This window comes from Bariatricus massiliensis, from assembly GCF_900086725.1.
Taxonomy (GTDB): domain Bacteria; phylum Bacillota; class Clostridia; order Lachnospirales; family Lachnospiraceae; genus Allocoprococcus; species Allocoprococcus massiliensis.
Map to the genome: position 1 here is coordinate 567,732 of NZ_LT574838.1, position 25,685 is coordinate 593,416.

A 25,685-nucleotide genomic window follows, 5' to 3' on the forward strand; every position below is an offset into this window, starting at 1 on the left:
AAGGTTCCCTATGTTATAAAGCAAAAATGACACATCCATACATGGGACGTGTCATTTTCCTTTTATACAATTCTCTAATACTGTTATTTTACATAGTGGACTCTGCTTTCCTCATACCTGTCCTGCTGTGGGTTCACGTTCACCGGATAACCGCAGGGGATAATGGCAAACGCCTCCAGCCTATCCGGGATATCCAGCACCTTCCTCACTTCATCCATGCGCTCTCTTATGGGCGCAATGCCGAGCCATACTGCCCCCAGCCCAAGCGCATCCGCCTCCAGCAAAAGATTTTCCACAGACGCGCTGAGATCAATCTGTGCGTAGTCCGGTCTAAAACATTCTTTCCTCCAGCATGCGACAAAGGCCAGCGGCGCTCCTTTCGTACATCCAGCAAAAGGACTTGCCTCTGACAGCTTTCCCAGTATTTCCTTGGACGTCACAACATAATATTCCCACGGCTGCTGATTTCTGGCCGACGGCGCCGCCATGGCCGCCCGCAGCATTTTCTCAATTTTCTGCTCCTCCACCGGCTTCTCCAAATACTGCCTGACACTCGTTCTATGAAATATACTATCCATATCTCCTACCATCCTTTCTTCCTAATCTTCCCGGCAAACGACATAAAGGCAATGCAATTGCCTTAATTGCACGTATGTGCAATTATTATACCAAATCCCCTAGGGAATGACCAGCTTTTATACTCTATCACAGAAAGTAAACTCTCGAATATGATATAGTAACTCTTTATAAAGGACAGATATTATGACTACTGTATTGATTATAATTGCTGTTATCTTCCTTGCAGCATTACTGCTGCTCTTCTCTGTATGGCGCGTCCGAACCCGGCATTTTCGGCCAAGCAGCGATAAGCAGCGCCAGCAAAATGAATTAAACGCCGAGCTCGAAGAGACCGGCTTCGCATACGAACTAAAAGGAGACTATTTTTATTCCCTTATGGACTGCTGGCAGCGGGAAACCGGCTATTGCCGGCTCTATGACGAGGCTGCGCCATTGTTCAATATGATAATGGACTGTGAGCCTGTCACCTTCTTCTATGCCGGAAAGCGCTGGCTTATCGAATTGTGGAAAGGCCAGTACGGCATCACAACCGGAGCTGAAATCGGCGTATACCATACGGCCCGGGAGGATATGGACACAGATAAATTTAAAGGTACTTTCTATGAAGCTATACAAGACAATGAAATGCTTAAAATGTCTTTCGTACTCCGCAGAAACGGCAAGAAAATATTGCAGCGAAGTGCAGTTCACTGGTGGCTTACAGGATTTAAACTTGGATTATTTTCGGAGACAGATGCCCTCACAATGGACGCCAAAATTACTTTTCCAACTGTAGAGATGCGAAATGCATTTACAGCAGCCTTAAAGGAACTTGGCTACAGCAGGCGGGAATTTTCCACGAGGCAGCGCACGGTTTCTATCCATTATACAGCCCCTCACTCACCACAGCCAGAATCCCGGAATAGAGCAAGCGAAAGTATTGTACAACAGACAAACAGCAGCAACTGTAAACTCTATAATTTTGCAACCGGTAAATACAGCGATACTCTGGATAAACTAGAATACGTGAAAGCTATGATGCCCGAACTGTATACTATTTTTGTAAAATCACTTTATGCCCGGGGAATATATGAAGCATTCGGCTGGATCAAGGATTGGCTGGACGGACAACATCCCAAACCCAAACCGATTCCCCCTTGTCCGCCGCCCAAACCACCGATTTGCCCTTGCCCACCGCCCGAAACACCTTGTCCACCGCCCGAGCGGCCCAAACCACCTTGCTGCCCGAATCGGAACTGCTGCCCATGCCCCTCTAATTGTCCCGGCAGTTGTAATGACAGACAGCCCTAGCCCTCATGCAAGAAGCATCTCTCAGCAAAAAACTGGATAAGGTCTACAGAAATGCGCAGGTGGTAACATTTGATTCAGATTCCAAGATTATTTTAATGAGTGACTGCCATCGGGGTCAGGGGAATGCCGGAGATAACTTTTTAGCAAATCAGACGGTTACTTTCGGCGCTCTGGAATATTATTTCCAGAATGGATTCACTTATATCGAATTGGGCGACGGCGATGAACTTTGGGAAAACCGGCAGCTAAAACAGATTATTGAAGTACACAGCGATATTTTCTGGATGCTTTCTAAATTTTATAATGAGGCACGGCTTTATCTGCTTTATGGAAACCATGACATTGTAAAACGGCGTCCAGAATATATGAAACAACACGGAAGTAGTTATTATTGCGAGGCATCCCACTGTGAGAAGCCACTGCTAAACGATATTACTGTTTCTGAAGGTTTAATCTTAAGAAATTGTTTAGATAACAAAGAAATATTTTTAATACACGGCCATCAGGGCGATCTGCTAAATGATACCCTTTGGCCTCTGGCAAGATTTTTAGTGAGATATGTATGGCGGCGCTTAGAGCTGGCCGGATTTCTGGACCCTACAGGCGCCGGACGGCCTCGAAAAGCGAAGGAGCGTATAGAGAAAAGGCTGGCCGCCTATGCAAAAGAACATCACAGTATCCTAATTGCAGGCCACACACACCGGCCCGTATTTTCCAGCCCCACAGAAGGATATTACTTCAATACCGGCAGCTGCGTACACCCTCGTTGTATTACAGGCATTGAGATAGAAAACAATCATATCACATTGGTAAAATGGTCGGTGAAAGCCAGAAAAGACAGAACACTGTCTGTGGAACGCGAGGTTCTTGAAGGACCGGCTGCATTATCAGATTATACAAATATATAATTCCAGATGGGGAATGGTTCGGTGAGACACGTTCTAGTATAGTATGTTCACCGCATCCATTCCCCTTTTTAGGAAAAGTTTGACTTTTCTTCTTCGGTCATACGTTTACTTCATTTCCTTATAGCGCAGCACATGCAGCAGAAAGAGTACGCCGCACGCCCCGGTGAAAACTGCGCCGAGAGGATACGCCCACGCCTGTGAAATACGGAACCCTTCGTCCGCCATCAGGATGTATGTGCTGCTCACACCTGACATAAACAGCGCCGGAAGCGCCGCCATCAGGCAGGCGGGACCGGGCCGTTCCCGGCTAATATAGACTGCCGCCGCCCATAGCGCAATCATGGCAAGGCTCTGGTTCGCCCAAGAAAAATAGCGCCATATCACATCAAAGTTTAATTGGGTCAGCAACGCGCCGACTGCCAGCAGCGGAACGGTCAAAAGCAGCCTCTTTTGGATTTTGCTTTGGTCAATATGGAACCAGTCGGCCAGTGTCAGCCGCGCGCTGCGGAAGGCTGTGTCTCCTGATGTGACCGGACAGGCCACCACGCCGACCACCGCAAGAGCGCCGCCGACAATCCCTAGCAGAGAGGTGGAAATCTCATACACCACGCCAGATTGCCCCAGAGAACTGAGCGCCTTTTGCAGCCCGCCGGCCGCGCCATAAAAGGCCACGCCCGCCGCCGCCCAAATCAATGCAATCACTCCCTCGGCAATCATCGCGCCATAAAACACTTTCCGGCCATCACTTTCTTTTTTCATGCACCGAGCCATCATAGGTGATTGTGTGGCATGAAAACCGGAAATCGCGCCGCAGGCCACGGTGACGAATAAATACGGCCACACAGGTTTACCGTCCGGATGGAGATTTTGCAGTGTCAGCTCCGGCAAAGCATAGCCTTTCGCAATCAAACCGCCCGCAATCCCCACTACCATGACAATCAGCACCACGCCAAATACAGGGTACAGTTTTCCAATGAGCTTGTCGATAGGCAGCAGCGTCGCCAGCAGGTAATACAGCAGAATGGCCGCCACCCAAAACGGAACGCCCAGCCTTTCCGGTGTGAGCATGGCCAGCAGCGTTGCCGGGCTGGTGACAAACACCGTACCGACCAGAACCAGCAGCAGGACGGAAAACACCCTCATGACCTGTTTCATGCCGCGTCCCAAGTATTTTCCCACAATTTCGGACACACTTGCCCCACCCATGCGCACAGAAATCATGCCAGTGAAGTAATCATGCACCGCGCCGCCCAAAATGCAGCCGAACACAATCCAAAGGAATACTACTGGCCCGAACACCGCACCCATCAGTGCTCCAAAAATCGGGCCGGTTCCCGCGATGTTGAGCAATTGGATGAGAAACACCTTCCATGTTGGCATTTCCACATAGTCAATGCCATCCGTCATACTCACGGCAGGGGTAGGCCGGTTATCCGGCCCAAAAACCCGCTCTGCAAGTTTGCCATAGAAGAAATATCCACATGCCAGCAGCACGAGCGAAACTACAAAAGTTATCAATCACATCACCTCTTTATTATAATTTGACTTAAAATATACTTTTTGTTATAATTACCCAAAATCTGTCACAAGTATAAATTTACGATTCTATTATAATAGATGATTTTCTATTCGTGGGGTCAATCACTTAATCGACACTCCACATCACTTAATCAACACAAAATCAAAAAACGGGAAAGGGAGGTTGAAAACGATGCTGCAAATCGCAATCTGTGACGACGATGAAAAAGAGCTAGAGTATATTTATAGGCTGACAGAGGCATACCGTGATATACATCCCGAACTGGATATTGCCGTTCGGAAATTCCAGAACGGCTATGACCTGCTGGAAGCCGTGAACGCCCGGAGCCGGTTCAATGTTTATCTTTTGGATATTCTCATGCCGGTGGTCAATGGCATTGAAGTCGGCGCTGTCATCCGCCAAAAGGACAGCGCCGCCATTCTTATTTATCTGACCTCTTCCCCTGATTTTGCCGTGGAATCCTACACGGTGGAGGCACAGGGGTATTTGTTAAAACCATTTATAAAGCAACACCTGTTTGCAATACTAGATAAAAAAATCGCCCATTTGGACGCAGATGACGATCGCCGGCTGGTGATTCAAACGCCGGACGGCGGTGTGGAAGCCATTCCGTATTGCAGACTGCTTTATGTAGAATACACTCAGCATCGCCTCATTGCCTATCGGCTGGACGGACAAATATCAAAAAGCGTTTATCAGAGGGAATCCTTTAAACAGCTTACCGCACCGCTGATAACTGACGGCCGCTTTGTGAAAATTTCCGCCGCACATATCGTCAACATGCAGCATGTAAGCGCCGTGACTTCCCGGCAGTTCGAGCTGGCAAACGGAAAAAAGCTGCCCTTGTCCCGCATTTATAAAGAAGCAAGGAAAACTTATCTTGATTACCTGCTGGAAAGAGGAGTGTCGAACACCTAAACGTATAAAAAAGACCTTTGGCGGTCAGGCCAAAGGTCTTTTGATTTTTGCAGCGGCAGGATAAACGCCTTTGCATCATAACAAATCTCTAATTACGCATTCTTTGCATTGATTGCAGCCTGAGCAGCAGCCAGACGAGCAATCGGTACACGGAACGGTGAGCAGGATACATAGTTCAGACCAATCTTATTGCAGAATTCTACAGAAGAAGGATCTCCGCCGTGCTCTCCACAGATACCGATATGAAGATTCGGATTAGCCGGCTTACCTAACTTGATAGCTGTTTCCATCAGTTTGCCGACACCAATCTGGTCAAGTCTTGCAAATGGATCGCTCTCGAAGATTTTAGCGTCATAGTAAGCATCTAAGAACTTACCAGCATCATCACGTGAGAATCCGTATGTCATCTGTGTCAAATCGTTTGTACCGAAGCAGAAGAAATCAGCTTCTTTTGCGATTTCGTCAGCTGTAAGAGCAGCTCTCGGAATCTCAATCATAGTACCAACTTCGTATTTTAACTCAATGCCAGAAGCTGCGATTTCAGCGTCTGCTGTCTCAACAACGAACTTCTTAACATATTTCAGCTCTTTGATATCGCCAATCAGCGGAATCATGATTTCCGGGCATACATTCCAGTCCGGATGAGCCTTCTTAACATTGATTGCCGCACGGATAACAGCCTTTGTCTGCATCTTAGCGATTTCCGGATAAGTTACAGCAAGACGGCATCCACGGTGTCCCATCATCGGGTTGAACTCATGAAGAGAATCAATGATTGTCTTGATCTGCTCTACAGTTTTGCCCTGAGCGTCAGCAAGTTTCTTGATATCTTCTTCTTCAGTCGGAACGAATTCATGAAGCGGCGGATCAAGGAAACGGATAGTAACCGGATTTCCTTCCAGTGCTTCGAACAATCCTTCAAAGTCTCCCTGCTGTTCCGGAAGAATCTTCTCCAGTGCAGCTTCTCTTTCTTCCAAAGTCTCAGAACAAATCATTTCACGGAATGCATCGATTCTGTTTCCTTCAAAGAACATATGCTCTGTACGGCAAAGACCGATACCTTCTGCGCCAAGCTCGCGGGCTTTTCTAGCGTCTGCCGGTGTATCTGCATTTGTGCGGACATTCATTGTTCTGAACTTGTCAGCCCATCCCATGATTCTTCCGAATTCACCTGCGATTGTAGCGTCTACTGTCGGAATCAATCCATCGTAGATATTACCTGTGGAACCGTCAAGAGAAATTGCATCTCCTTCATGGTACTCTTTACCTGCAAGTGTGAATTTCTTATTTGCTTCGTCCATAACGATGTCGCCGCATCCGGATACACAGCATGTACCCATACCACGTGCAACAACGGCAGCGTGTGATGTCATACCGCCACGTACTGTCAGGATTCCCTGTGCAGCTTTCATACCTTCGATATCTTCCGGAGATGTCTCAAGACGTACAAGTACAACTTTCTCTCCCTTAGCAGCCCATGCTTTTGCGTCTTCTGCTGTAAACACGATCTTACCGCATGCAGCTCCCGGAGAAGCTCCAAGTGCTCTCGCTACCGGCTCAGCAGCCTTAAGTGCAGCAGCGTCGAACTGCGGATGCAGAAGTGTATCAAGGTTTCTCGGGTCAATCATAGCAACAGCTTTTTCTTCTGTAATCATGCCTTCATCTACAAGATCGCAGGCAATCTTCAGAGCAGCCTGAGCTGTTCTCTTACCGTTACGTGTCTGCAGCATGTAGAGCTTCTTATCCTCGATAGTGAACTCCATGTCCTGCATATCTCTGTAATGGTTCTCCAGTGTATCGCAGATTTCTACGAACTGGTTGAATACTTCCGGCATAACTTCTTTTAACTGGTCAATCTTCTGAGGTGTACGAACACCGGCAACAACGTCTTCGCCCTGTGCGTTCATAAGGAACTCACCCATCAGCTTCTTCTCACCTGTAGCAGGGTCACGTGTAAACGCTACACCTGTACCAGATGTCTCGCCCATGTTACCAAATGCCATCATCTGTACGTTGACAGCTGTTCCCCATGAATACGGGATATCGTTGTCACGACGGTAAACATTCGCTCTCGGGTTGTCCCATGAACGGAATACGGCTTTGATAGCTCCCATCAGCTGTTCCTTCGGATCAGTCGGGAATTCAGCGCCGATCATTTCTTTATATTCTGCCTTGAACTGGTTAGCAAGCTCTTTCAAGTCTTCTGCTGTAAGGTCAACATCCTGTGTTACACCTTTTTCTTCTTTCATCTTGTCGATCAGTTCTTCAAAGTATTTCTTACCAACTTCCATAACTACATCAGAGTACATCTGGATGAATCTTCTGTAGCAGTCCCAAGCCCAGCGCGGATTGCCTGATTTGGCAGCTAATACTTCAACTACTTCTTCATTTAAACCAAGGTTAAGGATTGTATCCATCATACCTGGCATGGAAGCTCTGGCACCGGAACGTACAGAAACAAGAAGTGGATTCTCTTTGTCACCGAATTTTTTGCCGGTGATTTCTTCCATCTTAACGATAGATTCCATAATCTGTTCCATAATCTCGTCATTGATTTTTTTGCCATCTTCATAGTACTGTGTACAAGCTTCTGTTGTGATTGTGAAGCCCTGTGGTACCGGAAGACCTAAGGATGTCATTTCAGCAAGGTTAGAACCTTTTCCACCAAGCAGGTTTCTCATGGTAGCGTTACCTTCTGTAAACATATAGACCCATTTTGTTGCCATTTTACAATTCCTCCTCGTATTTGTTTGTGATGTATATAAAATATGAAAAGCTAGCGCTCTTCTCATCTTATAACCTTCATTTAGATGCGGATTTTCCGCACTAATATTGTAATTGTTTTATCAAAGTTCGTCAAGCATTTTCGGGGTTTCAGACATTATTCAGAACTTTCTACATAAAATTTACTATTTTAGGCTCCGCTATACACAATGCGCCCAATTATTGCATCCAAACCGTTCCAGTTGCCACACGCTCACAAAAAGCACGGTCATGCTCCACGAACAGAAGTGTAGGCTTATACTCTGTCAAAAGTTCCTCTATTTGCATTCTTGAAATCACGTCAATGTAGTTGAGCGGTTCATCCCAGATATACAGGTGCGCTGGCTGGCAGAGGCTTGCGGCTATCATCACTTTCTTTTTCTGCCCTGCGCTGAAATATTCCATATCCTTATCGAACTGCTCTCTGGAAAAATCCAATTTCCTCAGTATGGCTTTAAAAAGAGTCTCATCTATCCCACTGTTCACAGCATAATCTTTTAGATTCCCCCTAAGCCCCGAAGTATCCTGAGATACATAAGAAATCTTAAGCGCCGGATTTTTCCTCATGGCTCCGGTATAATTTCCGCCCTCTACTTGATGTCCGTCTTTTGCCTTTTCAGAGATTCTCTCTCCGCAGATTAGTCTCAGTACACTGGATTTGCCGCACCCGTTTTTACCTCTGAGCGCCAGACGCTCTCCTTGGCAGATTGTCAGATTCATCTCCTTTACTGCCTGCGTATCGCCATAGAAAATAGAAATCCCCTCAAGCTCTACAAGCTTCTCTGTCTGAAATTTCAAAGGATGAATCTTCAGTTCTTCCTTTTCCTCCAGATTTTTCAAAAGCTTTGATTTATCCTCCAGCTGTCCCTGCCTTCTTTTCTCCAATGTCTTAGCTTTCTTCATCATCTTGGCAGACTTATGTCCGATAAACCCCCGATCCGGCCGAAGTCCCGCTATTCTCGTTCCCTTTTTAGACTTTTCCACCTGCTCAGACCATCCGGCGGCTCTTCTTGCCGCTCCTTCCAGCCTCCTGATATCCTTCTTGAGCTTTGCATGCTCCGCCAGTTCATGCTCATCCTGAAGCCTCCTGTTCTCCCACCACGAAGAAAAATTCCCCTTCTGTATCTCAATATCAGACCGGTTAATAGAAAGGACATGGTCTATACAATTATCCAGAAACATCCTATCGTGGGATACGAGTATAAAACTTCTCTTTTTCCTCAGATACTGTGCCAGTATATCCCTCCCCTCCATATCCAAATGATTTGTAGGCTCGTCAATCAGCAAAAAGGTGTTTTCCTTGAGAAACAGACCGCACAGCAGCGCCTTGGTGCGCTGGCCTTCCGACAAGGTATCGAAGGGCCTGTAGAGCGCCTCCGCCTCCATCTGGAGCATAGAAAGCTCCCTCATAATTTCCCAGTCCTCAGCCTGCGGACATATCCTCTTAATTACATCAAGCGTGAGTTCACGCATATCCTTCACCTCGTAAGGAAAATATTCAAATTCCAGCCCGGCTGCGGCAATGGTACCGCTATACTCGTATTTTCCCAAAAGCAGCTTGAGGAATGTCGTCTTTCCCCGTCCGTTCCTCCCTATAAATCCCAACTTCCAGTCAGTGTCGATCTGAAAGCTCACGGACTCAAAAATATTGTCATAGCTGCCTTCATATGCAAAAGTCAAATCTACAACATTAATTAAAGCCATATGATAATCCTCCTTTATCCGCGTGTCATGCAATCAAACAGTTTTCCTATGATATAAAAAGCCGCAGAAAAGGTACATTTCCTGCGGCTTAATAAATGCGGAATAATCCTGCGACAGACTATCGGCTTTCATTACAAGGCGTAAAAGAATGCAACACTTTCCTGCTTGGGCACAACAAAATAAAGGCAGAATATTCTGCTCCTGTCCTTCTATGTTACTGCCCTTAACTAATTAGCAAGAAATTGATGACATCCTTTCACCTCCTAAATATTCATTCTTATTACTGAATATATCAAAAAAGAACGCAAATGTAAAGACGGATATCAACCATTTTATTGACACCCGCCTTTACTTTGATTCTTTGATCATTCTTTTACCTCTTTCTTATAGATTTTGGTAATTGTAAATAGTTTAATTTTTTGGTGGTCCGTACCTTCCTTTCTTAAACTATGTCCCGCTTCTTAGCGCCTTACGTTACGGGAACTTCTCCAACACTTATGTTGAATGTAATAACAAATGGATGTTAACAGCTCGCGTCTGTCTTACAATTCCTGTTTGTTATTTGTTAAATAAACTATAGCATATCCGGCTCCATTTTGTCAATATATTTTTTAATTTTTATTTTATATTCTGATTATTTCGTTTATATCCTTCTATTCGCAGTCTATATGGCATTTCTATTATTCGGAGTCAGACCCTCCTGTTTTGGTGTCAGAATGGGAATCGTCCTCTGCACGGTTATACAATAGTGCATATTCCCTCTTATCCACAATCCCTAAGATTATCCGCAGAATAACCGCCACTATGCCTATGATTACGACAACTTTCCACACGGAAACGATCGGCATACGGTCTACGAGCTGACCCAGTCCCCTGTTTCCCAGAGAATAAAAAATAGTATAGAAGATAATATTGATACTAAAAATCCTTCCTCTGTGGGTGGATGGCACTCTACGGGTCAAAAATGGCATATTGGCCAGTACGTCCAGAATCTCTCCGACCGTGAGCAAAATCATAGAAACAAAGTACATGGGTATCATCCCTTGGACAAAAATATACATCCCCATCGCCACAACTACGCACACCTGCCCCAATATCATCTTTTGAATATCTCTGAGGCCTTCCAGTAATTTGGTCAGGACCGGCGTCCCGAAAATCACAATGGCAGCATTCGTACTGGTCATCATACCGAAGAGGGTCGCCCCCTTGGCTCCGTAAAGTAATTCCAGATTCAGCGGAATCATAAAATTGAACTGCGAATATACAAGCCGTCCCACGCCGGAAAGAAATATGTACAGTATCAGCGTTTTCTTAGAGAAGATAATGCCCAGCGCGCTCTTACTGCTATTCATTGTCTCATAGACATTCACCTGCTCATCTTCTGTCTTTTCTTTCTTCAAGTCCTTGACGAACAGCGCAATCAATATGGTGGAAGAAAGCGTGCACACCGAATTGATGATAAAAGCCAGATTTAAGTGATTCTGGAACAACAGGCCGCCGAGCGTGGGCGCAAGGACCAATCCTAGATTTGTCCCCAGATAGCTAAGGCTGTAAGCTTTTTCCCTCTCTTCCCCGCTTGTAAGATCCGCCACAAGTGTGTCATAGGCGGGCGCCTCCATCGTGGCGAAGGCAGATGCCGTATAAAACAGAACAATAGATACATATGACAATGGTATGAATCCACAAATCAGATAGCAGATTACGGTAACCAAATCACAACAGATAATTATTTTCTTCTTATTGAGTTTATCCGCAAGCTTTCCGCCCAGCAGATTTAAAGGCAGCTGCACGATGCTCATTAAAAGTACAAGTGAGGCAATCGTTCCGGCGCCCAGCCCCATCTTATTCTTTAAAATCAGAGTCACCAATGGCCAGATAAGTGAACCCATACTGGTCACGATCCGGCCATAGAAAAGTATATACATCTCTCGCTTTAATCCTTTGTACTGCTCAAAAAAACGTCTCATTCCGCCTGTGCTCCCCCTGCATCAGTATTTTCTTTCATCATACCACGGATTTTCTGTTTTCTCAAACTTATTCAGATATTTCTGTACAGTAAAGACCTAAAGCCCTCCCTTTTTACTTGCGGAACTTATCTAATTTGATGACCGCCCCGCCGTTTACCCTTGATTCCTCGGCTGCCAGCGCACAGTAGTGGCTTTCTAAAGAGCGGTCAAGCGAAGTCACATATGGACTCTCCGCCTTCTCTCCGCTGATAATATCCAAAAATTCTTCCACCATCTTATAGTCGCCGCCTCCATGTCCTGAGAAATCATCTGACAATGTACTTACATCGATAGTCTCACTATCCACATCAGAATTGAACTTGCGGATTGTAATTTCATTCGCCTCCATCGTATTTACATCCATGTTGACATACATCTCGCCCTTCGTTCCCATAAATTTGGCATAGCGGGAGATATCCGCCGTCATACCACACATAGTGAAGCTCATTGTCGTACCGTCCGTCATATTCAGATTGACTACCTGATGATCCACTACATTATTGTCACAATGATAAACACATCTTCCGAAGCGGCCGTTTTTTATCGCTTCTCTGATATTCTCCTCTGTCGGTGTCTCATTGACCAGAACATCTAAAGGCCATGTTCTGTTGCCTGTATGATATCCGATGTATTTATTATTCATATAGATTTCTTCCGCATCAAAGGGACACTCTTCCTTTACTTTACAGCCGCCGAGACAGCGCTCTGTACATCCTTCAGGAGCATTCTCTTTTTTAAACAGATGCGTGCTGCCAAAAGAGGAAATAGAATCGCAGGTTTTTCCTGCAAGCCAGAGGTACAGATCCATATCATGGCAGCATTTCTGCAGAATCATAGGACTTGTCTCATCGGAATTCGCCCAATTCCCCCGGACAAAACTGTGTGCCTGATGGAACCAGCCTACGTTCTCTACTGCCATGATGGACACTATTTCACCAATCTCACCTGCGTCCAACAGCTCTTTTACCGTTTTATAAATCGGAGTATAACGGAGCACATGGCACACTACCACTTTGCGGTCATATTTCTTTGCCGCAGCGGCCAACTCCTCACATTCCGTAATCTCCGGTGAAATTGGCTTCTCCAATAACAAGTGATATCCCTTTTTCAGGGCAGGAATCGCATGTCCCACATGCTGACGGTCCTGTGTCGTGATAAACATGACATCCGCCAGTTTATCCTCCTTCAGCATTTCCTCCGCACTCGTGTAACACGCTTCCTTAGGAATCCCATATTCCTCAGCTGTAAGCGCTACTTTTTCTGGATCAATGTCAGCGACAGCAACAATCTTCATTTTATCCGGATACTTTTTTGCTGCCTGTGCGTATACTTCTCTTCCTCGGTTCCCCAGCCCTGCAAGGGCCACTGTAATACATTTTCCCATAATTTCCCTCCATTTTTGGCAATAATGCCCACCGCCGGTACTGCTTACTGTCAGCCAATAATATTAATACATATCAGTCCCGCCCCGATTAAGCCCGTGGCGGCATACTGCCTGCGGCTCAGTTTCTCTCGGAACACCACAAAATTTATAATATTGACCAGCAGAATCAGTCCTGCACTGTAGGTCGGATATACGATATAAGCGGGCAGTTTCATAGATGCCCACAAAATAAAAAGCGTTGTCAATTGATTGGGAATGCCTACCCCAATCCCGATAAGCACATCCTGAAGCCTCATCTTCTGTTTCTGTCTAAAAAACATCACGGTGCTGACAATGCATGCGGAAAGAAATGTGTAGAGTACAAAATATTTCTGATTCTCACCGCCAAAATAACGGCTGTATATTTTTGACATAAAGTCCACCATACCGCCAAGTATAAAGATAAGTAGAAGTCCTGCCGCGAACGCCGGTCTTTCTTCTTCCTTCCCTGTGTTCATATAGATAATCGCAAACACACACAGCAACAGGCCGAGAACCTGCACCCCTTCCGGTATCTCGCCGAACAAAACCGCCGAAAATACGGTAGGAATTAAAATTCCCAGCCTGTTAAATGTAGTAGTCAAAGGCGCGCCGTTTCTTAAGATGCTCTTTTGAATCATGACCAGCGCCGCCACAAATAGAATTCCATTAAATGCGGCAAGCCCCAGTGTGACGCCTCCGTCTCTTACTATCAATCTGCTTTTATCTTTGAGAAGAAGAAAACTTACAATCGTTCCGGTCAGATAATTCCATATATTCAGTGCATACCGGTTACCCTGATGTGTCTCCGAGTATTTCATCAGAAAGGTCATGCACACATTGGCGCCGATGGCCGCCGCAAGGAATATCATACCCCGTCTCCCTCTCTTTCTATCTATGCTCTTTTCAAGAATGCACGGTATCCTTTTACTGCCTCATAAACATCGGCCTTACTGCTGATTTCATAAGGTGCGTGCATGGAAAGTACAGCGACACCGCTGTCTATAACTTCCATACCGTAGTTTGCCATAATGTAAGCGATAGTTCCACCGCCGCCTACATCTACCTTGCCAAGCTCTGCGAACTGGTAAGCCACATTCTCATCATCCATGATTCTGCGGATATCTGCCAAAAACTCCGCATTGGCATCGTTGGAGCCATTCTTACCACGGCTTCCTGTGAATTTATTGAAGGAAAGCCCCTTTGTGAAGAATGCGGAGCTGCGCTTCTCAAACGCCTCGGCGAACATCGGGTCGTAGGCCGCGCTGACATCAGAAGAAAGCATTCTTGAACGTTCCATTGCCCTGCGCACTTTCAACTCTGATTCCCCTTCATTGAGAGCGATTAATTCAGCCACTTTATTTTCAAAGAAGCGTGAGTGCATGCCTGTAGCGCCAACACTTCCGATCTCTTCCTTGTCCACGAGCAGACAGCAGGAAGTACGTTTTGTGTGCTCAACATCAATCATCGCGAACAGAGAAGTAAATGCGCACACTCTGTCGTCCTGTCCGTATGCAAGAATCATACTTCTGTCAAGTCCACAGTCTCTGGCCTTTCCTGCCGGAACGATTTCCAGCTCTGCAGAACAGAAATCCTCCTCCGCGATATCATAAGACTCCTTAAGAAGCTTAAGTACATTGGCTTTTACCGCATCCTTGTCTTCCTTATCCAGACCCTCAGCCTGTTCAATCGGACGGTTGCCGATCAGAAGATCGAGCTTCTCGCCTTCGATTACTTCACTGGCCTTCTTGCCCATCTGGTCTCCTGCCAAATGTACCAGAAGATCGGTAATTACAAATACTGGATCAGACTCTTTCTCTCCGATGCTGACCTGAACCCTTGTACCATCCTTCTTAGCCACTACGCCATGAAGAGACAATGGCCCGGTAACCCACTGATATTTTTTGATTCCGCCATAATAATGTGTATCAAGATATGCAAATCCTTCATTCTCATACAGCGGATACTGTTTTACGTCGATACGCGGGGAGTCGATATGCGCCCCTAAAATATTCATACCATTTGAAATCGGCTCTTCTCCCATACGGAACATAGCAAGCATCTTTTCCATGCACACAGCATAGACTTTATCGCCCTCTTTAAGTGGCTTTCCCTCTGCGAGGACTTCGTTGATTTCACGGTAGCCTGCAGCCTTTGCCATGTCCACTGCCACGCTCACACATTCCCGCTCTGTCTTCCCCATATCCAGACAGGATTTGTACTTTTCGCTGATAGCGTCAAGCTCCTTTAACTCTGCTTCGCCGTAAGTATTCCAGATGTTTTTGTTTTCCATTTCTAACCCTCTCTTTTTTTGAAATTTAATACCGTAAGTCATCGGTATCACACTGCTCTTAGTATACCTCAGGAACACACTATAGTCAAACATTCTGCTTAACTTACGATATCAAAATTTATACCTCTAATTTGCCAGCCTCTCTAGCAATGCTACAAGAAATCTCCACATGTTCTCGACAGACTGCTTCGACACCCTTTCTTCCGGTGAATGTACGTCGTACATATCCGGTCCCATAGAAATAATGTCCATGCCCGGCTTTTTGTCATCCCAGTAACCACATTCCAGACCAGCGTGGATTGCGGCAACCTCTGCTTTTTTCCCGAACAATTCTTCATAAATTTCCACGGACAAGTCCCGGAGCATAGATTCCCTGCGGAACTCCCAGCCCGGATAGTCATTTTCAAAAGTGCAGTCATCGCAGAAGGTTTGCGCGATGATGTAGAGCTTATCCCGCAATTCATACTTTCTTGATGCCACAGAACTTCTTATCATGGCAAGAAGCATCATGCGTCCGTCTTCCTCCGACAACGCCCCCAGATTCATAGAGGATTCTACCAGTCCCTCCATAGACTGAGAATAAGTAAACACACCGTTCGGCAGAAGCACAAGACTATTAATTAGTTTCTCCTGCAACTCTTCCGTATATGTCTCCGGGTTCTCGACTACCGCTTCTTCCATCTTAATTGCGATAGTATCTGTATATTGCAGTTCCTTTTTGAATACGGCCTCCAGCCCGGCCAGTTTCTTTTCCACCGCTTCCCGCTTTTCCGGCTCTGCGTAAACGCACAAGCTTCCCATACTCGGTATTGCGTTGGCCTTCCCCGGGAAATGAATCTGTGCGGTCTTTACATCCAGCTCCCGCAAACCTTGAAGTATCCTCCCCAAAAGCACGATGGCATTGCCGCGCCCCATGGAGATATTCATGCCGGAATGTCCGCCTTTTAACTCATGGAGAGAAACTTTCCACATATGGTACGTTCCTTCCTGCCGCTTCGTCTCGATATCCCAGTACATCCTGCACCGCAGTCCGCCCGCACAGCTTGCGTAAAAGATTCCTTCCTCTTCCGAATCTAAGTTAATGAATTTGTTTCCTTTTAATGTGGAAATGTCCATGGCATCAGCTCCAGCAAGTCCCACTTCCTCCTGTGCGGTAAATATCACCTCCAGATTTGGATGTTTCAACTCCTCACTGTCGAGAACGGCCAGACAATATGCTACCGCGATTCCATTATCCGCCCCCAAGGTGGTATCTCCCGCATAATAAAATTCCTCATTCTCTTTTATCTTGATTCCATCCTCATACCGGTGGGTACTGTCTTCCGTCTTCACGTACACCATGTCCAGATGCCCTTGAAGAATTACGGTCTCATCGCATCCAGACTCTGTCGCCGGCTTCTTGACAATCACGTTATTCATACCGTCTCTCACCGCTTCCAATCCGCGTTCTTTCGCAAACTCCATGATATAATCACTGACCGCCTGCTCGTCCCCCGACATTCTCGGAATAGAAGAGATTGTTTTAAAATAAGAAATAACCTTTTGACAATCCATTTTATTGTATCTCCTTATGTAAAAATATTTGCTCATGCCTAATTATCATAGTCCCTCGCCGCCGTCAAAGTCAATAGGGTATCTCTTCTTCCTCATTGGCAAGCCGGCATACCGCACGGCCCTCTTTTTCATCCAGTATCAGTCTGGCATCTCCCTGCGACACATCATAGACTTCGATAATTTTCGACAAATCACTCTCGCCGTTCCACATTTCTCCGAACACATTAGGATATTTTTTCAACAGCCTTGGCTGGTATATCTTGGTCTTACTGTTCTCATTTATGGCTCCATAATATACATCCGCCTCCACCATATCCTGAAACATGTGGCTTCCGTAGGAGAGGTCCGGGTGATATCCGGCCTTGCCGTAAGCCACTTCACAGATGGCGATAAACTGGCTGATATCCGCATAGACGACGGGAACCCCAAGCTCCGGCGAAGAAGTCCCGATTCTTCCCGGCACGAGCAGCATGGCTTTCTTGTCGTTTTCCTCAAAATACTGGTTGATTCTGCTTATGACACGTGCCACCTGAAACTTTTCCGCATAAGGGTGCTCGTAATAATGCTGTGGGTCCACCCTCACGATGTATTCTAATTTTTCCGTCTTAGAGCGGCGCATGGACGTTCTGCGCACATCAAAAAGGATTTCACTCTCCACCCCCTCGGGAATACTGATTTTCTCCGAGACAGTCTTCTGCAGCGGACGGCATTGGAGCAGATTGATGCGCATCCCTTCCTTCCCTTTATCGGACACCGCAAATTCGATATCCACCGGACGCATATACGCCTCTTCCAGCACTTTCAGAATATGCTTCATCGGCTCTACAAATTCTTCTCTTTCCACAAAGCCTTGACAGTCGGCAAAATAGACTTTCCGGTAATCCCGCCTTTGGGCCAGTATATATTCCGCATCCGTATCACGGCTCAGCACCAGCTTCTTTTTTTCTTCGTCTAAAAGAGGAATAATATCCTTCAGAAGCTTTGCCGCAACTTTACCTTCCTTCAAGTCCAGCACATCCACATGTCTCTGAGAAAACTTGTGCCGCTCGGCAATGGTAGTGCGCATATTTGCCTGAGGCCTGTCCAGCCCTACAAGCCTCGGATAATCTCCCGGCGTACGCTCCACCGCCCTAGTGCCCAGTCCCATGACCATGCGGAGCATCCCCGCGTCCGGATTCAAATGCTCCATCCACTTATAGGGATTGTAAGAGCATCCCATGCCTGCCGCCACCGGAAAATAGTAATCGTCATACCGAGTACCAGCTACCCGCTGTACTAGAAGCCCCATCTGCTCGTCCGCGCCCAAAAGCTTGCGCTTCCTCCGGTATTCTATGGCCGCCGGATTGACGGTGCTGACATAGACCTTTCGTATGGCACGGATAAGCTCCTCCAGATTCTCCTCTTCACTCCCTTGGTTCGTGCAGAATATAGACTCATACTTTCCGGAAAAGGCATTGCCGTACCCATCTTCCAGAAAGCTGCTGGAACGGATAATCATAGGTGTATCTCCATATTCTTCCACAATACGGCGAAGCTGCCTCCTGATTTCCTCCCGGAACTTTCCATGACGGATTCTATATTTGAGAATCTCATATTCCTGAAACTTCTCTTTTTCTATCTTCATCTTTTCCCGCAGTTCCCGGCATCCGCTGTCTTCCAAATAATCAAGAAATACATCGGTTCCTATAAAAAAAGAATCGTGGGGCTCCAGCACATCCGCATATTCCGGCAGATTCACTTTTATAATCTTTCTGGCTGCCAGCAGGCCGCATGCCTTCCCGCCAATCAGTCCGGTTCCGATGCGCCTTCTGGCAACATTTCTAAAATCTTCCACATCAAAATATTTGACGATCAGAGTCTGCATCCGCTCTTCTGAAGACATAAATTCACTGCAGAGCAGTTTCTTGTCTCCGGCTGTAAGCTTCTCTTTCTCGAGCAGCGTCTTCCATTCTTCCATCTCTTCTTCCTCCTATATTTTTTGCCGCGCCATATAACCGGCCGTCTATATCCCCCATAACCTTTTGTCTATACCGTCTCGTCCGCAACCGCCAGATTCATGAATTCCACCATGCTTCTTGTGAGATATTTATTTTTTCTGTAGTAGAGGCATACATCTCTCACTGCCTCCGGATCATCAATTTTATAATAGATAACATTTGGATTCGGGGTCATACATTTGACAACAGTATCGCTGATAAATGAATTCCCCATTCCGCTCTCTGTCAGGTGGTAAGTGGTCAGAAGCTGGTTCAGCTTAAGTGACATGTTCAGATTGACTCCCGCCCGTTTGCAGATGGCCTCCACCCGCTCACGGGTATCATTGTGCGCGCGCAGGACAACAAACGGGTCATTCTCAAAGAGTTTCAAGGGCACACCGGGAAATTGAGGCTTCAGATGCCTTCCCGCTCTCACATCCTCCGCGCTCAGCCGCCATGAAACCGCCCCATCGTTGCTGGGGAATGAGGCAGGAACTGCCAGCAGCAGGTATTCTTTCATCAAAAAGTGCTTTTCATAAATCTCTTCATCCAGAAGGTAATTGTCAATAATCATATCCAGTTCCCCGGAGAACAGCTTCTTCTCCAGCTGAGGCGTATGCCCCTCAAACAAGCTGACTTTCACATGCGGAAACTGTTTCTGGAACTTCTGAATAATGTCCGGAAGTATGAAGGCGGAAAAAAGATAAGAGCCTCCGACAGCTAAATGTCCGGTTTTTAATTCATTTAGATTGCCAACGTAATAGGCAAACTCTTCCTCCAGATCCATAATTTTCTCCGCTGTTTTCATATATTTTTTCCCACAGTCCGTAAGCTGGATAGGGCTGGTGCTTCTGTCGAACAACGGCATCCCGACCTTGGCCTCGACCTTTTTGACCATTGCGCTTAAGGCCGGCTGAGATATGTAAAGGTTCTTTGCCGCCTTAGAAAAACTCCCTGCCTTATATACTTCATACACATAACGCATGTTAGTAAACATGGTTTCCTCCCTTGACATAATTATTTGATTATATTTTGTATATAAATATAAGTATTTGCTTCTATTCTAATTGCTTTTTATAATAATGACAAGCAAAAAAATAACGAAGGAGAAAGTTATGGCAGCATTAGAAACGCAGTTGACCGAACTGCAGAAACAGTATGACGATTTCAAGACTCTAGGGCTTCAATTAAATATGGCCAGAGGAAAGCCGGGCAGCGGACAGCTTGATTTGAGTGCAGGGCTTTTGGGCGCATTTCCTTCCTATAAATTGGAAGACGGCACGGACGCCAGAAACTATGGTATCCTTAACGGAATCCCGGAATGTAGAAACCTCTTTGCCGGACTGCTCGGTATCAATGCAGACCGGATTATCGCGGGGGCCTCTTCCAGCCTGAATGTGATGTTCGACACGATGGCATCCCTGTGCCTTTTCGGTACAGGCGGTGGTAAACCATGGCATTATTACAAGTTTGAAGGTACGCCGGTCAAATTTCTCTGTCCGGTACCGGGATATGACAGACATTTTACAATCTGTGAAGAATTAGGAATTGAAATGATTCCCGTTCCTCTTCTGGAAGATGGGCCAGACATGGATATGGTCAGTGAGCTGGCCGCTAAGGATCCATTGATTAAAGGTATCTGGTGCGTTCCGCTCTATTCCAACCCAGAAGGCGTCTGCTACAGTGACGAGGTAGTCGACCGGCTGGCCTCCATGGAAACCGCTGCCGAAGACTTCCGTATCTTTTGGGATAACGCTTACGGCGTGCATCATTTTGAGGAGCGGACACCGCTGAAGGATATTCTCGCCGCATGTGAATCCGCAGGACATCCTGACAGAACATATTATTTCTTTTCAACCTCCAAGATAACCTTCCCGGGCGCCGGCGTGGCACTGGTAGCCTCTGGAGAAAAGAATATTAATGAGTTAAAAAAGCACATGTCCGCACAGACAATCGGGCACAATAAATTAAATCAGCTTCATCATGTACAGTTTTTCAAAACACCGGAAGGAATCCGGCACCACATGGAGCTCCATGCCAAGGAGCTGGCGCCCCGCTTCCAGATGGTGCTTGACTGGCTCGAACGTGAAATCAGCGGCACCGGCTATGCGCGCTGGACCTCTCCAAAGGGAGGATATTTCATCTCTCTGTACACAAAGCCGGGCTGTGCTTCCAGAACAGTAGAACTGGCAAAAAATGCAGGACTGACCTTGACACCCGCAGGAGCCGCTTACCCTTATGGGAATGACCCGGAAGACTCCCATATCCGTATCGCTCCTTCCTACCCTTCTCTTGAAGAGCTGGAGAAGGCAATGAAGTTATTCTGTATCTGCATTAAGCTTGCCGCAACCGAACATTTATTAAAAGAAGAAAAGGAGAACTAACATTATGGGAACAACTTACAATCCATATGACAACGTACTTGCAGTTGTAAAAGAAGCAGCCGATCTTTTGGGCTACTCAGACAGTGATATCGAAGCTATCAAATATCCGGAGCGCGAATTAAAGGTGGCAGTTCCGGTGGAGATGGACGACGGGACGACTCACGTATTTGAAGGCTACCGCATCCAGCACTCTACATCCCGTGGGCCTGCAAAAGGTGGAATCCGCTTCCATCCGGCAGTAAATCTGGACGAAGTAAAAGCTCTGGCGGCATGGATGACTTTCAAATGTGCCGTTGTCAATATTCCTTACGGCGGTGGTAAAGGTGGCGTCGTATGTGACCCTTCCAAGCTCTCCGAGCGTGAAATCCGTGCAATTACCCGTCGTTTCACAGCGGCTATCGCACCTCTTATCGGACCAGATCAGGATATCCCGGCTCCAGATGTAGGAACGAACGCAGCTGTTATGGGATGGATGATGGATACTTACAGTATGTTAAAAGGACACTGCGTCCATGGTGTTGTCACAGGTAAGCCTATTGAGCTGGGCGGCGCTCTTGGAAGAAATGAAGCTACCGGCCGTGGTGTTATGTTCACCGTAAAAAATATTCTAAGCAAGCTTTCCCGTCCAATCGAAGGTGCGACAGTTGCTGTTCAAGGTATGGGAAATGTGGGCAGCGTGACATCAAAACTGCTCTATCAGGAAGGCATGACCATCGTGGCAGTCAGCGACGTATCCGGTGGTATTTACAAAGAAAGCGGCTTAAATATCCCTGCTATCCTTGAATTCCTTGGAAAAGACAGACGCAACCTGTTAAAAGATTACGAAGAAGAAGGAATGAGCAGAATTTCCAATGAAGAGCTTTTAGAGCTTCCCGTTGACGTTCTCGTTCCTGCCGCTCTGGAGAACCAGATTAACGGAAGCAACGCAGACGCAATCAAGGCTAAAGTTATTGTAGAAGCTGCCAACGGCCCTATCGCTGGCGAAGCTGATAAAGTACTTAACGAAAAAGGAATCGTCGTTGTACCTGACATCCTGTCAAACGCAGGTGGTGTTGTCGTTTCTTACTTCGAATGGGTACAGAATATCCAGTCTGTAAGCTGGACAGAAGATACAGTAAACGAAAAACTGAAAGGAATCATGGATTCCGCTTTTGACGCGGTATATAATATCGCTGAAGAAAAACATGTGTCACTTCGTACCGGAGCTTACCTCATTTCCGTAAAACGCGTTGTCGACGCAAAGAAGGCAAGAGCTATCTGGCCGTAAAATTATTAAAGGAAACTTCAAAGGGGACAGGTCCCAACGCGTTAGGGACTGTCCCCAACGCATCGACCTGTCCCCTTATTATCTGTAATTTTCATAGCAGATTCCCCACCGAATCGAATCAGATAATAACCCTCAATCTTTTTCAAATCCTCCCATGTGGTGAGAAGAATCTCTATTTTTAGTTATACAGATTGGTTCACTTCTTTCTCTTGCCAAATTAGATATGGAAGCATAATCATTTCTCAGTGTTGCCGAAACTTTATTAAACTTTTGTAAGATGAATTGTCGAATTTTTGAGTTACCGTTTTTATTTGTTCATTTGTTAATAATTCTAAGTATTCATCCGTAGCGCCTACTGATTTCAAATAACTAACACACTTCTCATTATTCATACCACTAGTTTTTCAACGGTACATCATTGACATTTCGAATCCATGTAATATCCGTAATCACATAACTGTTATCTACCACTTGAATATGACCTGACAAAAAATGCCCTATTACACATTCGTCAACACTAAAAGCAGTATCATACCCTGACCCATAGTTTAATGAATAATCCAATATGACCACGTCACCACTACTTAAACGAACACCATTTACAGAGTCAATATCTTTTTCCAGTTCAATTTCAATATGTTTGTCTTGAGGACGGACATCTAGAACTCTTCCCTGAAATTCTTCCATAGTTATAGAATCCACATTGCCCTCCAATTGCTCAAATGCCCATTTTCGGTACACCCAGATACCTAAAATTGAAACTAGTATAATAAGCAATATTGTCAGACCTATAACTTTAAATTTTTTCATTTATTTTACTTTAACTCCTGTCCTTCTTACACCATTGGTACGAAAATCCTTTCCCGCTGCTTGTGTTAATTTAGCAAAAAAGTCACATCGTATACCAGAAGATTTCATTGGCCGCCAGCTCAATGCAGAAGCTCGAACCGTCTCCTCTGTACACGGTGGTGGTCTGCGGTTCATATGTATTGTTTACGACACAATATTTCCCGTTTTTCACGTAAGCATGAACCTCGACGTTATAATTGCTGCTGAACCATTTGTTAAGATTCTTCTCGTCACCGGCAGCCCAGATTACAGAGCGGTAAAGTATCCTGCTGTTCTCAAAGCTGTACGGCAGGCCGCTTATATAGACGCCTCGTCCTTTTCCGAATTCTCTCACCGCCATCTGCACTTCCTTGTCCGTCTGCTTCAAAATCGTGGTGCCATCCAGCGCATAGATATTTTTCTTTCCTTCGCCAAAGTCAATTTCACCCTTACAGTCTTCCGTGATAAAGTGGCTGTGCTCTTCCCAATTGTATTTATCCTTGTTCAAGTTGAATCCGTTCTCTTCTTCCACACCGAGGATGTCTGATAACTGGAAGAACCGTCCCTGCCACTGGCATGTGGCCGGCTCGCCTACTCCTATGAATCCGCCGCCGTTATATACGAATTTCTTGACAGCTGTCACGATGGCCTCATCTTTCCAATTCTCGCCGCCGCTGTATGCAGTATATGCGTCACCCACATTCAGAAGCACATCAATATCATTCAACAAATCGGGATTCTCTCTGATATCGTCAAAACTGATGAACTTCACATCAAAGGGCGCGCCGCTCAACGCCTCGATGATTCCCGCATAAGAATAGTTCTGTTTGTAGTATAGCGCATGATGTACCATGTGGTTTCCCCACGCACGCATTTTTCCCCAGCTGTTAAGAACCCCGACACGTTTCACACAGTAAGGCGTAGTTCCTTTGATATTATCATACAGCTCACGGAACTCATCGCATACAGTCTCTACATAATCGATAAATTCCGGGAACTGGAGCGCAAGCTTCAAATATCCGCCGTATCCAATCCGGTCGATAGGCTTTCTCAGTATGGCTCTTCTCGCCGTCACCCAATTGTATTTTGCTTCCTTCACCGGGTCGCCCCCTTCATGGAAGGTATCCGGGAAAAAGTACGGAAGCAGTCTTCCCTCCGTATACTTCACTCCCGGGATATCGCTGATCAGACGGAGGGTGGAGCCATTTCCCACACTGCCCACTACTGCGTCCACTCCGATTCCCTTGAAGTCATCCATGAACGGCTCTGTTCCAATCCAGTGGTCGCCGAGGAACATCATGGCCTCCTTACCATATTCGTGGGTGATATCCACCATCTCCTTGGCAAGTTTGGCTACCTCCCTCATCTGGAACTTCTGGAAATCCTGAAATTCCTTAGACGGAATACGGTAAGTATTGTTCATATAGCCTTGGTCGATGATATATTCCGGACGGAACTTATATCCTGCCTCTTTTTCAAACTGCTCTAAAATATAAGGGCTCACTGATGCAGAATATCCGTACCAGTCCACATATTTCTCTCTGGCCAGCTCGTCGAATATCAGAGTGAACTGGTGGAAAAATGTAGTATAGCGAATGACATCTACGTGCGGATTTTCCTCCAGATACTTTCTCAGGCGCTTCATAGAGTATTCGTGGGTTTTCGGCTGTCTCACGTCAAATGTAATCTGATGCTCCACGTCCTTCCAGTCATTGGTGACCGCATTATACATATGTACCGGATCCCACATAATATACGCCAAGAAGCTGACTGTATAATCGTGGAACAGCTTTGCCGGACGGATTGTAACATTTCCGCTCTCTTCGTCGTAGCTCCACTCTGTTACCGGCACCACTTCCCCTGTCGTCCGGTCGATGACTTCCCACCATCTCGTGATGTCATCCCTGCAATTCACCTTCAGCATGTCCGGATAGAGATGATCCATCAGATGGATAGACAGTTCTTCCTTGTCCGCATTGTGGAAGCTTGTCATAATATACATCTGCTGCACCTCGTCAGGATTCGCTTTTGCCCACTCATTGTCCTTTCTCGTCGTATAATAAGTGGAATATACTTTAGCATCTACTTTCTTTAACTCCTCCGGATAATCGGTACCGTCACAGTCCCGTATTGCATCCGCTCCCCAGCGTTTGGATAATTCTATCGTTTCTTTTACTACATCCACATCGGTAGGTATTGTGACCCTGCCTGTCGATTTTTGTTTAGACATAAAATTACCTCCTTGTAATTTATTCTTGTAAGTTAAATATAAA

General features: G+C 46.0%; 18 protein-coding genes. 5 read left to right on the top strand and 13 right to left on the bottom strand.

Features of this window, described 5'->3' with window-relative positions; translation table 11 throughout:
• Positions 1-83: 83 nt before the first annotated feature.
• Positions 84-578, bottom strand: a complete 495-nt coding sequence (locus BN6465_RS14270) for a nitroreductase family protein (RefSeq protein WP_066738688.1) — start codon at positions 576-578, stop codon at positions 84-86.
• Positions 579-762: 184 nt separating this feature from the next.
• On the opposite strand from BN6465_RS14270, the gene BN6465_RS14275 reads away from it, so the two are divergent.
• On the top strand, positions 763-1,869 hold the full coding sequence (locus BN6465_RS14275) for a DUF4474 domain-containing protein (RefSeq protein ID WP_066736459.1): 1,107 nt from the start codon (positions 763-765) through the stop codon (positions 1,867-1,869).
• 5 nt (positions 1,870-1,874) lie between these two features.
• Positions 1,875-2,777 carry a metallophosphoesterase gene (locus tag BN6465_RS14280; protein WP_066736461.1) on the top strand — a complete coding sequence of 301 codons (903 nt, stop codon included), beginning with the start codon at positions 1,875-1,877 and terminating at the stop codon, positions 2,775-2,777.
• Positions 2,778-2,882: 105 nt separating this feature from the next.
• Here BN6465_RS14280 and BN6465_RS14285 read toward each other — a convergent pair whose 3' ends face one another.
• Entirely contained in the window at positions 2,883-4,295 is a 1,413-nt protein-coding gene (locus tag BN6465_RS14285) for a carbon starvation CstA family protein (RefSeq protein WP_066736463.1), read from the bottom strand.
• 193 nt (positions 4,296-4,488) lie between these two features.
• Here BN6465_RS14285 and BN6465_RS14290 point away from each other — a divergent pair, with 193 nt between their 5' ends.
• Complete coding sequence (locus BN6465_RS14290) at positions 4,489-5,235, top strand: LytR/AlgR family response regulator transcription factor (RefSeq protein ID WP_066736466.1); 747 nt, start codon at positions 4,489-4,491, stop codon at positions 5,233-5,235.
• A 92-nt stretch (positions 5,236-5,327) separates the two neighbouring features.
• On the opposite strand, the gene ppdK is transcribed toward BN6465_RS14290, so the two are convergent.
• The 9 genes from ppdK to BN6465_RS14335 all read right to left on the bottom strand — a co-directional run bounded on the left by ppdK (position 5,328) and on the right by BN6465_RS14335 (position 19,930).
• Complete coding sequence (gene ppdK / locus BN6465_RS14295; protein ID WP_066736468.1) at positions 5,328-7,961, bottom strand: pyruvate, phosphate dikinase; 2,634 nt, start codon at positions 7,959-7,961, stop codon at positions 5,328-5,330.
• Between the two features lie 217 nt (positions 7,962-8,178).
• The gene (gene abc-f / locus BN6465_RS14300; protein WP_066736470.1) at positions 8,179-9,702 is read right to left on the bottom strand and encodes a ribosomal protection-like ABC-F family protein; all 1,524 of its coding nucleotides are present in this window, start codon (positions 9,700-9,702) and stop codon (positions 8,179-8,181) included.
• A gap of 680 nt (positions 9,703-10,382) precedes the next feature.
• Positions 10,383-11,669: an MFS transporter gene (locus tag BN6465_RS14305; protein ID WP_066736472.1), complete on the bottom strand. Its 1,287-nt coding sequence runs from the start codon at positions 11,667-11,669 to the stop codon at positions 10,383-10,385.
• Positions 11,670-11,781: 112 nt separating this feature from the next.
• Positions 11,782-13,092: a Gfo/Idh/MocA family protein gene (locus BN6465_RS14310; protein ID WP_066736474.1), complete on the bottom strand. Its 1,311-nt coding sequence runs from the start codon at positions 13,090-13,092 to the stop codon at positions 11,782-11,784.
• Between the two features lie 50 nt (positions 13,093-13,142).
• A complete protein-coding gene (locus tag BN6465_RS14315) occupies positions 13,143-13,982 on the bottom strand; it encodes a hypothetical protein (protein ID WP_066736475.1) in 840 nt (279 codons plus the stop codon).
• A gap of 23 nt (positions 13,983-14,005) precedes the next feature.
• Positions 14,006-15,403 carry an aminopeptidase gene (locus tag BN6465_RS14320; RefSeq protein WP_066736477.1) on the bottom strand — a complete coding sequence of 466 codons (1,398 nt, stop codon included), beginning with the start codon at positions 15,401-15,403 and terminating at the stop codon, positions 14,006-14,008.
• Positions 15,404-15,529: 126 nt separating this feature from the next.
• On the bottom strand, positions 15,530-16,957 hold the full coding sequence (gene pepD, locus BN6465_RS14325; protein ID WP_227183356.1) for a beta-Ala-His dipeptidase: 1,428 nt from the start codon (positions 16,955-16,957) through the stop codon (positions 15,530-15,532).
• Between the two features lie 70 nt (positions 16,958-17,027).
• Positions 17,028-18,914, bottom strand: a complete 1,887-nt coding sequence (locus BN6465_RS14330) for a PEP/pyruvate-binding domain-containing protein (RefSeq protein ID WP_066736480.1) — start codon at positions 18,912-18,914, stop codon at positions 17,028-17,030.
• Positions 18,915-18,982: 68 nt separating this feature from the next.
• Positions 18,983-19,930, bottom strand: coding sequence for a LysR family transcriptional regulator (locus tag BN6465_RS14335; RefSeq protein WP_066736482.1), 948 nt, complete (start codon positions 19,928-19,930; stop codon positions 18,983-18,985).
• Positions 19,931-20,048: 118 nt separating this feature from the next.
• Between BN6465_RS14335 and BN6465_RS14340 the strand changes: the two genes are divergently transcribed.
• Together BN6465_RS14340 and BN6465_RS14345 are read left to right on the top strand one after the other, a co-directional pair.
• The gene (locus BN6465_RS14340; protein WP_154670265.1) at positions 20,049-21,317 is read left to right on the top strand and encodes an aminotransferase class I/II-fold pyridoxal phosphate-dependent enzyme; all 1,269 of its coding nucleotides are present in this window, start codon (positions 20,049-20,051) and stop codon (positions 21,315-21,317) included.
• A 4-nt stretch (positions 21,318-21,321) separates the two neighbouring features.
• The gene (locus BN6465_RS14345) at positions 21,322-22,584 is read left to right on the top strand and encodes a Glu/Leu/Phe/Val family dehydrogenase (RefSeq protein ID WP_066736486.1); all 1,263 of its coding nucleotides are present in this window, start codon (positions 21,322-21,324) and stop codon (positions 22,582-22,584) included.
• Between the two features lie 396 nt (positions 22,585-22,980).
• Here the strand turns inward: BN6465_RS14345 and BN6465_RS14350 are convergent, their stop codons facing one another.
• Together BN6465_RS14350 and gnpA are read right to left on the bottom strand one after the other, a co-directional pair.
• Positions 22,981-23,394 carry a hypothetical protein gene (locus BN6465_RS14350; RefSeq protein ID WP_066736488.1) on the bottom strand — a complete coding sequence of 138 codons (414 nt, stop codon included), beginning with the start codon at positions 23,392-23,394 and terminating at the stop codon, positions 22,981-22,983.
• Positions 23,395-23,476: 82 nt separating this feature from the next.
• Entirely contained in the window at positions 23,477-25,642 is a 2,166-nt protein-coding gene (gnpA, locus tag BN6465_RS14355) for a 1,3-beta-galactosyl-N-acetylhexosamine phosphorylase (RefSeq protein WP_066736490.1), read from the bottom strand.
• Positions 25,643-25,685: the final 43 nt, after the last annotated feature.